10 protein-coding genes are annotated in these 16,214 nt (G+C 52.8%); all 10 read left to right on the top strand.

Features of this window, described 5'->3' with window-relative positions:
* Positions 1-42: 42 nt before the first annotated feature.
* Complete coding sequence (locus WFJ73_RS18565; protein WP_336774478.1) at positions 43-1,659, top strand: response regulator transcription factor; 1,617 nt, start codon at positions 43-45, stop codon at positions 1,657-1,659.
* The gene (locus WFJ73_RS18560) at positions 1,656-3,431 is read left to right on the top strand and encodes a cache domain-containing sensor histidine kinase (RefSeq protein ID WP_336774477.1); all 1,776 of its coding nucleotides are present in this window, start codon (positions 1,656-1,658) and stop codon (positions 3,429-3,431) included. The genes WFJ73_RS18565 and WFJ73_RS18560 overlap by 4 nt, the downstream gene beginning before the upstream one ends.
* 119 nt (positions 3,432-3,550) lie before the next feature.
* Complete coding sequence (locus tag WFJ73_RS18555; RefSeq protein WP_336774476.1) at positions 3,551-5,005, top strand: ABC transporter substrate-binding protein; 1,455 nt, start codon at positions 3,551-3,553, stop codon at positions 5,003-5,005.
* Between the two features lie 91 nt (positions 5,006-5,096).
* Positions 5,097-6,044 (top strand): carbohydrate ABC transporter permease, encoded by a 948-nt coding sequence (locus WFJ73_RS18550; RefSeq protein WP_336774475.1) that lies wholly within the window; start codon positions 5,097-5,099, stop codon positions 6,042-6,044.
* Positions 6,041-6,871, top strand: coding sequence for a carbohydrate ABC transporter permease (locus tag WFJ73_RS18545; RefSeq protein ID WP_116393833.1), 831 nt, complete (start codon positions 6,041-6,043; stop codon positions 6,869-6,871). The genes WFJ73_RS18550 and WFJ73_RS18545 overlap by 4 nt, the downstream gene beginning before the upstream one ends.
* A 24-nt stretch (positions 6,872-6,895) precedes the next feature.
* A complete protein-coding gene (locus WFJ73_RS18540; protein WP_336774474.1) occupies positions 6,896-8,734 on the top strand; it encodes a glycoside hydrolase family 127 protein in 1,839 nt (612 codons plus the stop codon).
* 330 nt (positions 8,735-9,064) lie between these two features.
* On the top strand, positions 9,065-9,742 hold the full coding sequence (locus WFJ73_RS18535; protein ID WP_336774473.1) for a tetratricopeptide repeat protein: 678 nt from the start codon (positions 9,065-9,067) through the stop codon (positions 9,740-9,742).
* Between the two features lie 100 nt (positions 9,743-9,842).
* Positions 9,843-11,588, top strand: coding sequence for a sensor histidine kinase (locus WFJ73_RS18530; protein WP_336774472.1), 1,746 nt, complete (start codon positions 9,843-9,845; stop codon positions 11,586-11,588).
* Positions 11,589-11,723: 135 nt separating this feature from the next.
* Positions 11,724-13,313 (top strand): SWIM zinc finger family protein, encoded by a 1,590-nt coding sequence (locus WFJ73_RS18525; RefSeq protein ID WP_336774471.1) that lies wholly within the window; start codon positions 11,724-11,726, stop codon positions 13,311-13,313.
* Positions 13,310-16,207: a DEAD/DEAH box helicase gene (locus tag WFJ73_RS18520; protein WP_336774470.1), complete on the top strand. Its 2,898-nt coding sequence runs from the start codon at positions 13,310-13,312 to the stop codon at positions 16,205-16,207. The genes WFJ73_RS18525 and WFJ73_RS18520 overlap by 4 nt, the downstream gene beginning before the upstream one ends.
* The last annotated feature ends 7 nt before the right edge of the window (positions 16,208-16,214 follow it).

The following is a 16,214-nucleotide window of genomic DNA, read 5'->3' as shown; positions in this document are numbered from 1 at the left end:
AAAACAGCCTGCTTTTTCGAAAGGGTGGAAAGGACTAGTCTCATGAACATATTGATCGTCGACGACGAACCGCGGCATTTGAGAGGAATGGCCGGTATGATTCAAATGATGCGCCCTGAGGCCAAGGTAAAAACGGCCAAGGATGGAGAAGCTGCCCTTGCCTTGGTAAGGGAAGAACAGCCTGACGTGGTGCTTAGCGACATACAAATGCCGAATCTTGACGGGCTTTCGTTCCTGCAGCGGTTGAAGGAAGAGGAGCTGCGGACCAAGGTCGTTATGGTATCGGCTTATAATTTGTTCGAGTATGCCCAAAGAGCGATTCGCCATGGCGCTTACGACTATCTGCTCAAGCCTGTTGACATGGACAAGGTAGAGGTCTTGCTGCAGCGGCTTGACCAGCAGCTTGCGGAAGAAGAGCGGGAGCGCGGCGAGTCGGCCGAGATGAAGCAAAAGCTTGAGCTCGCATCTTCCGCCTACCGTAGTCGGCTGCTGCACCAGTGGCTGAACGGCGAGCTTCCTTCAGGCGAAGAGGTTGACCTAGAAGAGTGGCCGTTGCTTAGCCAAATGAACACTCTCGTATTGACGGAAATCCGAAATGAAGGAGAAGCCTTCCCCGTGACGGATCTGGTCGAACAGCTTAAGCAGCGTGTATCCGTCTATGGCGAGGCTTGCGTGTTTCCTCTGCAGTCGGTCTCACGGCATAGCATTCGTCTGGTCACCGTCTTGAAGCAGAAGAGCCAGCCTGCGGCAGGGATTGGGGAGCTGCGTTCCAGTCTGATGAAGCAGACGGAAGTATGGCGCACTTGCGGCATGGTGTCCCATGGCGTTGCGACTTTGCAAGAGGAGCTTAAGCTGAAACCCGCAGAAGCCTTTATTCCAATGGTTTACCGCCAGGCGGAGGAAGCATTGGAATATGCTTTCCACGAGGAATGGGCGAGCGTCGTAACCTTTGGACATGAAATCGGGCTGGGCAATACGAATGCCGTCTTCCAACTGGATGGCGAGCTGCTGTTCGAAGCGCTGCAGGAGCAGTCGCTCGAAAGAGCTGAAGCCATGTGCCGGGCCGCCTTTGCCGAGCTGTCCTCGCAGGGTCGCACGGAGCCAAGGCTGATGAAAAATTATGCGTCCCTTATGCTGATGAAGCTTAAGAGCCGGACCTCTGGCATCATAGATCAACAGGTTGGAAGCGCTCTCGCGGATACCGCGTCTACGGCAATTCCTTCTTGTGCCAGCAGCGGTATGCTGATGGAGCTGCTGCTGGGCAGACTGGCAGAGGTGCACAAATCGCTGACCGACCGGAAGCAGGGCAGCGGCGAGCTGGCGGTAGAGCAATGCCTGAATTGGATTCAGGGGCATTATGCGGAGGATCTGACGCTTGATAGGGCAGCGGAACAATTTCATTTCAACCCCTCTTACTTCAGCACCTTGATGAAAAGCCGCACCGGACGCTCGTTCTCCGATCATTTGACGGAAGCACGTATACGGGCGGCGAAGGAGCTGCTGGCCGGCGGACGGCTCAAAATCTATGAAATCGCGGAGCAATGCGGCTACCGGGATACGAAATATTTCACCCGGATATTCAAGCGGCAGGTTGGCTTGTCGCCTGAAGCTTATAAGCATACGCTGCGTCCGCAGACGGGGAGCGGAGATAGATCATGACTTTTCGATTAAGGCTGCTGCTCAGCTATCTGACGCTTATCGCCTTGCCGCTGCTTGTGCTGAGCACGCTGTTTTACAATTCAAGCTTAAAGGTCGTTACCGAGCAGGCGCAAAACAATGTTCACGATGTCGTGATGAAAAACAACGACGTGATCGACACCAAGCTGGGGATCGTCGACCAGAATAGCAGGTCCTTGTTCGTGGACAAGGATCTGTTCCAGATTTTCAACAGCCTGAATCCGGCAAAAGAAGAGGAGCTTGTCGCGGCCGACCGGCAAGTTACGGCTATCTTAAGCAAATACTTCTCCCAGAATTCGGATGTCTATTCCGCTCAGCTGTGGACCTCTTACTACACCTTCGGAAGCACGATGCTGATGCCGCTTGGCAATCCGGTACAGTCTGCGATTTACAAGGAAGCGGTTAAGGCAGGGGGCAAGATGGTCTGGTATCCGACCTACGATTTCATCAAGATGTACGACCAGCCTTGGCTTCAAGACGGGACGATAGATTACCGTTACTTGTTCTCGGCAACCAGGCTGCTTAACTTCTCCCACATGGAGGACAGCACGCTGGTCAAGCTGAAGCCGGAAGTCGAGCGCCCCGTGCTTACGATCAGCTTCAAATCGACGGTGATGGACGAGCTGTTCGAGCGAAGTATCCCGGCTGGCTCCTCCTATATGGTGCTGGATCCCGACAATATCGTCGTGGCTTCGAGCGACCAATCGCAGGTAACGAAGCGTTTCGATGAGGACTGGATGGATAATTTCCGCGAACAGGGCAGCGGGAGCCAGCGGATCAAGCTGAACGGGCATAACCAGATCGTAAGCTTTGCCCGTTCGGAAGTGACGGGCTGGATGTCGATTGTCATTACGCCGCAATCCGCGCTCGTAAGCTCCCTGGTTCCGGTACTTCGGACATCAACGATCGTCAGCGCCATTGCCTTAAGTGTGGTAGCCCTGGTGTTTGCTTACTTCATCATTAGCCGCATTACAGGTCCGATTAAGAAACTCATGAGCGCGATGCGTTCGGTAGGGGAGGGGGACTTTGATGCCCGCGTGGACGTGGACCGGAAAGACGAATTCGGTCTCCTGTCCCAGCGCTTTAACCGGATGAATGACCGGATTGCCATGCTCGTGAAAGAAAACTACGAGATCAAGCTGAAGGAGAAGGAAGCGGAAATTCAGGCGCTTAACATGCAGATGAATCCTCATTTTTTATATAACACGTTGAACATTATGAACTGGACCGCTCTCGAGAATCGTCAGACGGAGCTTAGCAAGATGCTGGTCTGTCTGTCCAATATGCTGCACTATACGTCCCGGAAAGATTGGGAGGCCGTTCATCTGTCGGAGGAACTGGAATGGATGCGCAACTACTTCTTTATCATGTCCGCCAGGTTCGAAGGCAAGTTTACGGTTGCTTACGAGATCGAGCCGGTGCTCTATGAGATTAAGCTGCCGAGACTTCTCTTCCAGCCGTTTGTGGAAAATGCCATTCTGCACGGATTCAGCGGCGTGGAAGAAGGCGGGCTTATTACGATACGCGGCTGGATCGAAGAAGATAGCCGCTATTTCGAAGTTCGGGACAACGGACGGGGGATCAGCAAGGAAGGGATCGACACGATTTTGTACAAGGAATCCGCGTCTATCGGAATTAAAAATACGATCTCCCGTATCCGAATGGCCTACGGCGACGAATACGGCATCCGCATCCATTCCGCTCCCGGCAAGGGGACAAGCATCGTCATCCATCTGCCGGGCAAGACCCAATAAAAGTCCACCATTCTAGAAATGCTCGGGTTTTGTAAGCGTTATCCATCATCTACAATAAAAGCAATCATAGACTGCAGCTATGAGCCATGAGGATGAAATGAGAGAGGGGCTCGAAAAAAATGATTATGAATCGATGGAAATACACTTCCGCATTTATGGTTACGGTTCTGTCAGCGGTGCTTGTCATGTCTGGCTGCACCAAGTCCGATAGTTCCAGCAATGGCAATTCCTCATCCAGCAACAACGCAAGCAGCTCGGCAAATACAGCCAGTTCCGGAAACGATTCCGGCACGGCTGGCAGCGGCGAAAAAATTACACTGAAGCTGACCGGCTGGGGCGCACCGGCAGAGGTAGCGGCGTACAAATCCGCCATTGCCAATTTCGAGAAGACTCATCCGAACGTAAAAGTCGAATTTCAGGCCATCAGCAGCGGTGATTACGATACGAAGCTGACGACAATGGTAGCCGGCAACGACGAGCCGGATGTCGCGATGATGGAATCCGCGACCATTGCCTTTCCTCTTGCGGAAGAAGGCAAGTTCCTGAACTTGCAGGACTTCCTGGCAAAGGATCAGCAGATCACACTCGATTCGATTGTTCCGAATATTACGTATTCCCAGGCACCGGGCAACATTATCGGCATCGGTCCAGGCCCGGAGACATTCGGACTGTTCTATAACGAGGACGTATTCAAGGATGCCGGCATCGAACCGCCTCCTTCCGATGTTTCCAAAGCATGGAACTGGGATCAGTTCGTCGACGTTGCCAAGAAACTGACTCTTGATAACAAAGGACGCAACGCAACGGATCCAAGCTTCGACCCGAAAAACATTAAACAATTCGGTATCAACTTGCCAACCTGGTGGGGCGCTTACAGTAACTTTATCTATTCCAACGGCGGCGACTTCCTGTCGGCCGACGGCAAAACCTTTGCCCTTAATCAGCCTGAGGCGGTAGAAGTGTTTCAGAAGATGGCCGACCTGATCAACGTGTATCATGTTGCTCCATCCCCGCTCCAGTCGAAAAATATCCCTGGAACAAACGTCGCGCTTCAGACGAAGAAGGTTGCGATGGCCATTGACGGACAATGGGCTTCGTCGTCGCTTGCGGAATCCAAGTTCAACTATAACGTAGGCGTTCTGCCGGTTATGAAAGAGCCGGTAACAACCGTCGTAGCCGGTATGTTCTCCATCTTCAAATCGACCAAGCATCCGCAGGAATCCTGGGAGCTGCTGAAGGCGCTGCTTGATCCGGAAGCTTCGCTTGATATGCTGACAAACGGAACATGGATGCCTGCTCCTAAAGATTGGTACACCGACAGCGAGAAGCTGGACAAGTGGACAAAAGATTTGGCAGCACGCCCATCCGGCTATAACGGCGCGATTATTGACATGCTTTTGAATCACAGCCATGCAACGCCAACGGCTTACGTGAAAAACTTCAATAAAATCATGGATGTCGTTAACCCTGCTTTGGATAAAGTGTGGCTGGGCAAACAATCTGCCCAGGAAGCGCTTGATTCCATTGCCGCGAAGGCACAGCAGCAAGTACAAGGCCGGCGCGACGTCGAGTAAGCTGTCCGCAGACCGCGGATAACAGGAGAGGGCAGCGGTTCGGATATTCGATGAATCGCTGTCCTCTGCCATAGACAGGGAGGGTTACGGCATGGAGATTTCGGCAAACACGGGCAAGTCCGTCAAGACGGTTGCCAGAAAGAGCAGCAAAAGGGAGCGCAAGGCCCTGTTCTACGGCCTGCTCTTTACAGCGCCGGCGATACTCGGCTTTATTATCTATACGCTAGGGCCGATGATTGCCAGCTTATATTTGAGCTTAACGGATTACAACGTTTTTAAAGACACGACCAGCTTTATCGGTCTGGATAACTATATCAAGCTGTTCAGCGGCGAAGACGATTTGTTCTACAAGTCGCTTGGCACAACCTTTTATTTCGTTATTCTGCGCGTGCCGGCGGTTATCATTATTTCGTTCTTTTTAGCGATTCTGCTTAATATGAACGTCAAGGGCCGGGCGATTTTCCGGACGATTATCTACCTGCCGAGCATTGTTCCGGCGGTTGCCGCTTCGATGATCTGGCTGTGGCTTATGAATCCGGATTTAGGCCTGCTGAATATGGCGCTTAATTGGCTTCATCTGCCAACTAGCAACTGGCTGTTCGGAGAGGGCAGCGTTATCCCGTCCATCGTGCTCACGACATTATGGGGGATCGGCGGTACGGTTATCATTTTCCTTGCCGGCCTGTCGGGTATACCGAAATCCTACTATGAAGCGATTGACGTTGACGGCGGCGGATGGTACAGCAAGCTGCGCCACATCACGGTTCCGATGCTGACGCCAACGATCTTTTTCAATACGATTATGACGATTATCGGCTCTTTCCAGGTGTTCAGCGAAGCGTATATTCTGACCCAAGGCGGACCCAACAACAAAAGCTTGTTCTTCGTCTTCTATCTGTGGCGTACCGCATTCCGCGATACGGAGATGGGCTATGCGTCCGCGCTCGCGTGGGTATTGTTTATCATCATTATGATCTTTACGGTGTTTGTCTTTAAGACCTCGAAATCCTGGGTGCATTATGAGGGGGAAAAACAATGAGAGAGTCCAGGCTGAAGCTTACCGCCGGGTTTACCTCCCTGCTGATCGTTTCCGCGATGTTTATCGTGCCGTTTCTGTGGCTGCTGCGCAGCTCGGTGATGGATTTGTCGCAAATTTTCATCATGCCGCCGCAATGGATACCGAAGCCTTTTCACTTTGAAAACTTCAAGGAGGCCTTGACTGTCGTACCGTTTGGGACCTTCTTCAAAAATACACTCATTATCGTAGCCGGGGTTCTGCTCGGAACGGTCGTCTCAAGCACGATTGCCGCGTTTGGGTTCTCCCGCATTAAGTGGAAGGGGCGTGACATGGTATTCGCCATTCTGATGTCCTCGATGATGCTTCCGGGAGCGGTAACGCTTATTCCAAGCTTTATCGGCTGGAAGGAGCTTGGCTTCTACGATACGTTCTACCCGCTGATCGTGCCCGCGTATTTCGGCGGCGGCATGTTTAATATCTTCCTGCTGCGTCAGTTCTACATGTCGATTCCGCAGGACTTCGACGAGGCGGCTCTTGTTGACGGCGCGAACTACTTCCAGATCTATTGGCGCATCCTGCTGCCGCTCAGCCGTTCGGCCGTTATCGTAGTAGCGCTCTTTACGTTCCTAGCTTCATGGAATGATTTCATGGGCCCGCTCATTTATTTGAAAAGCGACAGCCGCTTTACGCTTGCGCTAGGCCTGCAGATGTTCCAAGGCAGCTATAATGCGCAATGGGATTTATTGATGGCCGCTTCAACGGCTGTAGTATTGCCTTGCGTATTAGTCTTTTTGATCGGTCAAAGGTTCTTCCTGGAAGGCATTACGCTTACCGGGTTGAAAGGTTAACCAAACGAATAGGGAGGAAGAAACGTGACCGTTGCGAACCAACAGATTAAAGGCTGGCGCGGAGTTCCGTTCTCGGAAGTAAAGATTAAGGATGCTTTCTGGCGTCCGCGCCTTGAGACTCTCAAAAATGTAACGATGGGCGTCTGTCTTGATCAATGCGAGAAAACAGGACGGATTGCGAACTTTGCCATCGCCGGCGGATTAGCGGAAGGCAAATTTGAAGGCATGTACTACAACGATTCCGATGTGTACAAGGTGCTTGAGGGCGCGGCTTACTCGCTTATGACGGAACGTGATCCCAAGCTGGAGGCGGAGATCGACCGGATTGTGGAACTAATTGAGGCTGCCCAGGAGAGCGACGGCTATCTGTCCACGTATTACACGCTGGAAGCGCCGGAGCTTAAATGGACCGACATGGAAAAGCATGAAATGTACAATGGCGGCCATCTGATTGAAGCAGCCGTTGCTTACTATCAAGCAACGGGCAAGCGCAGGCTGCTGGATGTTGCCTGCCGGATGGCGGATCATTACGACTCGCTGTTTGGACCGGGCAAGCGCCATTGGGCGGAAGGGCATGAAGAAATTGAATTGGCACTCGTGAAGCTGTTTGGCGTGACGGGGGAAGAACGGTACTGGAAGCTTGCGCTTTGGCTTCTAGAGGAACGCGGCCACGGCCACGGCGTTGGCGCAATCTGGGATAAAGAAGACTGGGGACCGGCGTACTGCCAGGACGATGTGCCTGTAAGGGACATCCGCGAGGTTAAAGGGCATGCCGTACGGGCGATGTATCTTTACACGGCGATGGCCGATGTCGTACTTGCTTCCGGCGATCCTGCTTATATGGAAGCGCTCGACCGCGTATGGGCGCATACCGTTGAACGGAATATGTACGTGACGGGAGGCATTGGGCCGTCCGTCCATAACGAAGGCTTTACCTTTGACTATGACCTGCCGAACGAATCGGCTTATTGCGAGACCTGCGCGGCGATTGCGATGGCGTTCTGGAATCACCGGATGAATCTGCTTCATGGTCACGGCAAGTATGCGGATATCGTGGAGAAGGAGCTGTTTAACGGGGCGTTGTCGGGCATTTCGTTGTCCGGAGACCGGTTCTTCTACGTAAATCCGCTCGCTTCCAAAGGCGAGCATCACCGGGTGGAATGGTTCCACACCTCCTGCTGTCCGACGAACCTTGCGCGCTTCCTGCCGTCGATTGGCCAATACGTGTATGCGACGTCGGAAGACGGCATTTCGGTGAACCAGTATTTAAGCTGCGAGACGACCGTTCAGCTTGCGGGCGGAAGCAGCGTGAATCTTGCCCAAACAACGGCTTATCCTTGGGATGGCCGGGTAGAGCTTCGCGTAAATCCGGAGCAATCGGATGAATTCGCTATCCGTCTGCGTCTGCCGGGCTGGTGCGGAAGCTACCGGATCTATGCGCAAGGCGAATCCGTAACCGGCGTGGAGGCGCTGGCGGAGAACGGCTATCTTGTGCTTAAACGGCAATGGCTGCCCGGCGACACCGTTGTGCTGGAGCTGGATATGCCGGTAACCGCGGTGCGTTCCCGCGAAGAAGTGGAAGCGAATCGCGGAAGAATCACCTTCCAGCGCGGGCCGGTCGTTTATTGCATCGAGCAGACGGGAAATCAGGAGCTTGTCTATGACGAGTTCGCGTTTAAAGCGGCTGAGCCGTTTGTTGCCGAGTATGCCGGCGATCAGCTTGGCGGAGTAACGGTGCTGCGCGGCAGGACGGATGATGGCCGTTCATGCGAGCTGATCCCGTACTATGCGTGGGATAACCGGGAAGCCGGATTCATGCAGGTGTGGGTACGCGAAGCCGCAGACCGCAGACTGTACCGCTAAGACACGGTAGTTGCGGCAGGTAATGCGGCGAGCTGTTTGTACAGCCTTTCAATAAGGCTGTATAGACAGCTCTTTTTTTCGTGTTATAATCATCATTCCGCCGATTTTTAATGGTAATTGGAGCGCTTGGGGAATATCCTGTAACAGGCCTTTCATGCTTTCCTGCGATAAGGTTATCGATGAAATCTATTTCTCAAGATGATAGGGTTATGCTACTATTAATAAACACATATTTCACCAAAATATACCTTAAAATGCACGTATACAAGCAAAAATCGACACAAACTGACGCAAAAGTTTAAACTGAAAATTTCTTTTAAGGAGGGTCTCATGGGAAAACTCTTTTTATTATTTGTTTTCTTTACGTGGTTGTTCGGTAATCCCATTATCGCCATCATTGCGCTGTTAGTTATCGTTTACGTCATAGACCGCCGGTTTATCGGTCTCTCCCCAAGCCTGTTGAAGCCGATCCGCCGCTCCTCGCGTTTAAGCAAGCTGAAGAAGCATATCGCCCAATCTCCGAACGATACATCCGCAAAAGTAGAAATGGCCCGAATTCTAATCGAGAAAAAGAAATACCGGGAGGCGCTGAATCTGCTTGAGCCGCTTGAGCGGATGCTTGACGATTCCGCCGAATATTGGGATGATCTTGGGCTTTGCCTGATGCAGACCGGACAACCGGAAGCCGGCGAAGCTGCCATGAGCAAGGCGCTGCTGCTTAATCCAAGAGTGAAATACGGCGCACCTTATTTGAGGCTGGCCGCCTATTATTCGAAGCTGGATGCGGAACGGGCACTTTCTTATATCGAAGCCTTTCAGGAGATTCATTCGTCCTCCTGCGAAGCTTACTACCGGCTTGCGGATATTTATGAGCAGATGAGCCGCAAAGAAGACGCGATGGAGGCTGTTTCGGAAGGGCTTCGGATATACCGTTCCCTGCCGCGTTACAAGAAGCGGGTCGAACGCAAATGGGCGCTCCGTTTGTACATCCGCAAGACCCGCGGGTGATGGAAAGAACTGCTTGTTTATTTTACCGCATGCCGTATTGTTGTTTCCGTGAAAATCATCCATAATCGAATTACATTACGAGAGCTTAAAGGAGCATCATATGCCGCGCAATATCTGGCTCATGGCGATTAGCTTGAGCGTTATCATCGTTTTATTAAGCAATGCCGCTTATTATTTTCTAACCAAAAAAACGTTGGAAGATGCGCTAAACCATGAGATGCTGGCTGTTGCGAAGCAGATTGAATTTTCCGTCGAGCAATCCCGGCTTGGCGCCGACAAGTTTCAGGAGCAAATCGGAAAGGAGCTCCGGGTCGTATCGATCGCGGCGCAATATGCGCTTGATCCGGACGTGGAGAAGGTGACAAACGACCAGCTGAAGGAATTAAGCGCCAAGCTGGGCGTCGAACATATCACGCTGATGAAGCGGACGAAAGACAATATTATCTTATACAAATCCTCGGACGAGAAAGAGCTGGGCAAAGGGACAAAAACCTGGGATCCCTGGTATGTCGCCTTTAATCAGCTATTCGACCAGCATGAGGTTAAGATCGATTGGCTGGGCCAGACGCTTCCGAACTTCTGGAGCGGACCGTTTGAGGTCGCGTCAACCGATCCCAAAAGCATTTACAAATGGGGCTACTACTACGACGGAACAACGAACTATATTATCGATCCGTACGTGAACTATACGACGCTTGCCGAATACGAGAAGCTGACGGGCATCAACGAGCTGATCAAGAAATCGATCGGAAGCAGCGACTCCTTGCTCGAAGCGACGGTTATTAATCCAAAGACGTTTGGTAAGGGCTCCTTCGATACGATAAATGAAGACGGCGATGTCCAAGAGCATTTGCTGCAGAAGGATATTTTCTACGGAACGTACCGGTATAAGGCCGATAAAGACGTCGATTATGTGCAGAAAGCTTTTAATACCGGCAATAATGTTTCCGTGCAAGAAACGATTGACGGCAAGCATGTGCTCAAAATGTTTATACCCGTTTCGGCAGATGCCGGGGTAAACCTGGTCGACGAGAATGGGACGCCGATTCAGGGCTACGTTCTTTCGCTTGTGTCCGATTATCAGGTCATTCAGGACAGGCTTGACAGCCAGTTTTTGAACATCGGAATTGTCATATTCCTCGTAACGGGCATCAGTCTGTTGATCGCTGCTTTCGCGATGCGGTATTTCCGTCAGACGCGCGAGAAGGTAGTTGTGGTGACGCAGCAGACGTACGTAGACGAGATCAACAGCATGTTCCAGTCCATCCGGGCGCAGAGGCATGATTTCCTGAACCATGTCCAGACCATCCATTCTCTTGCGGAGCTGAACAAATCGAGGGAGCTTGTCGCATATACGAAAGAGCTGACCGGCGAGATCCGGTTGATGAACGATATTATTAATATCGGGAACCCTGCCATTGCGGCGTTGATCCGCTCGAAAATTTCGCAGGCGGAAAGCTACCGGATTGCCTTTACCTGCTCCTTCAGCGGGCTTAACCGTCTGGAGATGGGGATTAAGACGCTGGATGTGAACCGAATGCTTGGCAATTTGATCGATAACGCTTTTGACGAGGTTATGAAATATCCCGAGGAATGCCGCATGGTTGAACTGACAGGCAATCAGGTAGACGGTTTCATCGAGTTCCGCATCACCAATACTTGCTCGAATGCGCGGGAGGTTACTGGAAAGCCGCTCTTCGACGCAGGTTTCTCCACCAAGGATGATGCTCATCAGGGGCTAGGCTTGTTTACCGTCAAATCCATTACCGAGCAATATAAAGGTACCGTGCAGATTCATGCTGACGTTGAAGACCGAATTACCTTCTTTATCCGCATCCCGCACTAATAACTTTTTGCTTCCTTGGCAGCCCGTTCACTTTTAGCGAAGTGAAATGGGCTGCTTTTGTCTTTTCAGAGGGCGCATTTTTTGTGGTATACTAATAAGATGCTAGGTGAACGGAAAGAGGGCAGGTGAACGAACTTGGCAAGTCTTGATGATAAGCTTCATACAGCGCTTGAACACAGTCTGGGACAGCATTTGAACGAGGAGATCATTCGCCGCGGATGGGATTATTATCGGAGCGGCCAGGTGCTGAACGTCAAGCAGGCAGACGAAGATACGTTATACGGCGCCGTACAGGGGTCTGACGTTTATTCGGTTCTGCTTGATTCAGACCATTTTCGATACAGCAAATGCACTTGTCCTTTTAATGATTATTGCAAACATATGGCGGCTGTCTATTTCGCCTATTGCCATAGCCTGGACGGCGAGACCGCGGCCAAAGCGGCCTACGACCGGATTACGGGCGTAGACCTGAAGCAGCAACGCAGTACGGTTACCGTAAGCGTTCCGAAGTTTAGCGGCCGTCATGCCCAGCCATCCGACGATGCTTCGCCGGAAGAATGGGGATTATGGATGGACGCCGAATACGGCGAAACCTGGCGGAGCTGCCGGCATTCGCTTCATGCCCTGCAGCCAGTTCTGTCCGCGCTTAAGGGAACAACGAAGCATTGGGACAAAAAGAGTCAGAGGCTGCACTGGATGAGCGTAATCTTATTTGTGCTCGACCAGGCGGAGCAGGCCATCAAGACGGTCGATACATTCAGCCGTTATTATCATGAAATGTCGTTTCTGCGCATGGCGGAGCCGTGGGTGGAGCATTATTATACGCTGGCGCTTGAGCTGGAGCCTGCCGAGGTTACCGGCCATGACCGCAGCTGGGTTGATTACGTTGCCGGTTACGCAAAGGGTAGAGCCGTGAAAAACGAGCAGCAGCTGTTTGACTGGACCTTTATCTATTTGGCGATTTGCGAGCGGATGGCGGTAGATACCGCATGGTATGAGCATGAGCTGGATGTCATGGGGAAGGAAGAACTCCGGGATTCGGAAGAACCTGTTAATAGGACCTTTGTGCATACGGCGGCGGCAATGCTCTGTTTCTTCGGACGCAATGACGAAGAGGCGCTGGCTCATTTCGGCAAGACGGATTTCCAGCGCTCGCAGAAGGTGATCTACCCTTGCGTCGCGCAGCGGCTTGAGGAAGGGGACTGGGGACTGATCGGCCACTGGATGAGCTTCCTGTACGACCATATTTCCAGAGTGAAAAATGCGAGAACGATTGGTCCGTTTATGACCTTGTGCCGGAGAGCCGATACGGATCAGCCCGACGAACCGCGCTGGACCCGGTATATGGTTGAACTTCTTCCGCATTCCTATGCGGATTTGTCCGATCATTGGCTGGCCATGCAAAAGTACGAGGAATGGGCGGATCTTCAGCTTTTGATCGGCATGAAGCCGGATGATCTTGGCATTCAGAATGTGCGCGAGGTTTCGAAGGCGGCCCCAAGCGTTATGATTCCTCTTTATCATCAGTCGATTGAGGAAGCCATTCATTCGCGCAACCGGCAGGGCTACCGCCTCGCGGTGAAAGAGCTGAAGAAGCTTGAAAGACTGTACAAGGCCGATAAGCATGCGGATAAGTGGGATCGTTACATTGAAGGAATCGCAAGCAAGTATCAACGGCTTCGCGCGTTTCAGGAAGAGCTGTGGAAAGGAAAAATCGTAACATGAAATCATTCATCGGCGCTCGGACGTTACTCGTGGACGGTTACTGGAAGCAAGGCGATACAGCGGAAGACAGTGCAATTATACTCGCGGCGGCAGACCGGGGGGATAGTCCGGCAAGGCTGAAGCAGGTGCTCTTTGCCTGGCATCGGGCCTCCTGGTATGGCGCGGAGGTTGAGGAGATTGATTCGGAAATCGGGAAGGCGCTTAAGCTGCCTCCCCTGCTTGCTATCGATTACTTGTCCTCGCCGCGCCATGTCCGGCTTCTGCAAGTGGAATGGACGGATCGGCTGCAGGATTTGATGCGGATGGCAGGCAAGCTTCGCGAGGTGCTGCTTGAAGGGTGGTTTCAGCCGGACTGGAGCAGATGGTCGGAGCACCGGCGCGCGTGGCGGCTGGAGATTCCTGCGGAACAGGCTGCATTTGCCTCGGAATGGCAACAGCTCGTAAGGGATACCGGGATAACCGGTGCCGATCAGTGGTTAAGCGAGGCGGTTGAAGAGATTTTGGCGCAAAACGGTCCTGCCGCGGCGGCGTGGCGTAAAATCGCCGCAGCGGCAGGCGGGGAATCCGTACTTCTTCATAAAGCAGCCGATGAAGAGGACTGGCTGATTGCTCTAGGTTTCCATAAGGATACAATGCCGTTTAAGGTAGCTTTGCAGCTCGCGGAGCCTGTGGAAGGCGTAAGCTGGCAGCTTCGTCCCGCGCTGCAGGACCGAAACGGCGGACCGTGGATTCCCGTTGCTTACGCAAAAGGGCAATGGCAGGTCTTGTTCGAGCAGGACGGCCCGCTGCCCGAGGACTGGGTTCCGCATCTGGATGCCAGACTGGCAAAGGAGCACGGCAAATGGCTTGCCGTCCTGCCGGACTGGAGGGATGAAGCGGATCCGGAGAAGCTGCGCGGACAGCTTACGGATAACGATGCCTGGTTCTTTATGGAGAAGGCGAGCCTGCAGCTGCTGGAGGCAGGCTGCCCGGTGCTCTTGCCGGGCTGGTGGGAAGCTGTACGCTCCCGCCGCTTAAGGCTGAAAGCAAAGATGAAGTCGTCGGTTGGCTCCGACGCGCAGCCGATGTTTGGCTTGGACCAGATTGTGCAGTTCGACTGGAAGATGGCTCTTGGCAATATCGATCTGTCGGAGTCCGAGTTCATGCGGCTTGCCGAAGAGAACCGGAGGCTCATGAATATCGGCGGCGAATGGGTTCATCTCGATCCGCAGGATGTCGCTCAGATTCGCGACTGGATCAATCGGGTCGGCAAGCGCAAAGGGCTGTCGTTCCGCGATGTGATGGAAATGCATTTGCTCGGCGGTACCGTTATGGAAGACGGAGAGGATGCTTCCGCCCAGCTACGGGCAGAGGTAGAGCTGAACGATCATCTCACGAGATGGCTTGAGCAGCTTCAGCATACGGCTGAAATTCCTCTGGTCGATATACCGGGCAGCTTCCTAGGCTCTCTTCGTCCGTACCAGCTGCAAGGGGTTTCCTGGCTGCTGTTCCTCCGGAGATTCGGCCTTGGCGGCGTGCTTGCCGACGATATGGGTCTTGGCAAGACGATTCAGTTCATGGCATATCTGTCCTATGTGAAGGAGCACGGAAACCAAAGTCTCGGACCTTCTCTGCTGATTTGCCCGACTTCGGTTATCGGCAACTGGCAGAAGGAGCTGGAGAAGTTCGCCCCGACCTTAACGGCGTATCTCCATTACGGTCCAAAAAGGGAAAAAGGAGAGGCGCTTCAAGAAGCGGTTGCGGGTGTTGATATCGTTATCACGTCTTACTCCCTAGCCCAAATCGATGAAGAAGAGCTGAATCAAATCGAATGGGATGCACTTTGCCTGGATGAAGCTCAAAATATAAAAAATGTCTATACCAAGCAATCAGCGGCCATTCGCGCGCTGCCGGCGAATCACCGGATCGCTTTGACCGGTACCCCGATGGAAAACCGGCTGACCGAGCTTTGGTCGATTTATGATTTTATTAATCCCGGCTACCTGGGCAGCATGGGCGAGTTCCGCAAGGCGATTGTGCTGCCGATTGAACGCACTCGCGACGAACAGGTCATCAGCGGCCTTCAGCGCTGGGTGAAGCCGTTTATGCTCCGCAGGGTGAAGAAGGATCCCGCGATTCAGCTGTCGCTGCCGGAAAAAAACGAAGCAAAAACTTATTTGACCTTAACGACAGAGCAAGGGGCAATCTACGAAAATATCGTTGCCGATCTGCTCGAGAAGCTGGATAAGCTAGGCCCTATGCAGCGCCGCGGCTTAATTCTGGCTTCGCTTACGAGACTGAAGCAGCTATGCGATCATCCGGCGATGCTTAGTGAAGAGCGCGAGCTTCAGCAAGAGTGGGATGACAGCCGTTCGAACAAGGTAGCCCGGCTGCTGGAGATGGTGGAGGAGATTGCATCCGAAGGCGAACGCTGCCTGATTTTCACCCAGTTTGTGGATATGGGCGAGCAGCTCAAGAAGCTTCTGGAGGAACGGTTGGGGCTTCCGGTTCCGTATTTGCACGGCGGAGTGCCTAAGGCCAAGCGGGACGAAATGATCGACAAGTTCCAGAATCCGGAGGAGCCATGCTGCGCATTTGTTCTGTCCCTTAAAGCCGGTGGTACCGGTCTTAACCTGACGGCGGCGAATCATGTCTTCCATTTCGACCGTTGGTGGAATCCGGCTGTCGAGAATCAGGCGACGGACCGTGCTTTCCGGATTGGCCAGACGAAGCAGGTACAGGTCCACAAGTTTATTACGCTTGGCACGCTTGAGGAGAAAATCGACGAGATGATTGACCGCAAGCAGCAGCTGAACGAGCAGGTCGTCGGGCAGTCGGAGCAATGGATCACCGAGCTGTCTACGGATGAGCTGAAGGAGCTGTTCGCGCTTCGCAAAAACTGGCTGAAGGGATGAGGGGGAT

The sequence above is a fragment of the Paenibacillus sp. MMO-58 genome (genome assembly GCF_037146255.1).
GTDB lineage: Bacteria > Bacillota > Bacilli > Paenibacillales > Paenibacillaceae > Pristimantibacillus.
This window is presented reverse-complemented; position numbering and strand designations above follow the sequence as displayed.

What these genes read in the sequence shown, in the direction of transcription:
- WFJ73_RS18520 (WP_336774470.1), top strand. Translation starts at nt 13,310, where the DNA reads ATGAAATCATTCATCGGCGCTCGGACGTTACTCGTGGACGGTTACTGG.
- WFJ73_RS18565 (WP_336774478.1), top strand. Translation starts at nt 43, where the DNA reads ATGAACATATTGATCGTCGACGACGAACCGCGGCATTTGAGAGGAATG.
- WFJ73_RS18545 (WP_116393833.1), top strand. Translation starts at nt 6,041, where the DNA reads ATGAGAGAGTCCAGGCTGAAGCTTACCGCCGGGTTTACCTCCCTGCTG.
- WFJ73_RS18560 (WP_336774477.1), top strand. Translation starts at nt 1,656, where the DNA reads ATGACTTTTCGATTAAGGCTGCTGCTCAGCTATCTGACGCTTATCGCC.
- WFJ73_RS18550 (WP_336774475.1), top strand. Translation starts at nt 5,097, where the DNA reads ATGGAGATTTCGGCAAACACGGGCAAGTCCGTCAAGACGGTTGCCAGA.
- WFJ73_RS18555 (WP_336774476.1), top strand. Translation starts at nt 3,551, where the DNA reads ATGATTATGAATCGATGGAAATACACTTCCGCATTTATGGTTACGGTT.
- WFJ73_RS18530 (WP_336774472.1), top strand. Translation starts at nt 9,843, where the DNA reads ATGCCGCGCAATATCTGGCTCATGGCGATTAGCTTGAGCGTTATCATC.
- WFJ73_RS18535 (WP_336774473.1), top strand. Translation starts at nt 9,065, where the DNA reads ATGGGAAAACTCTTTTTATTATTTGTTTTCTTTACGTGGTTGTTCGGT.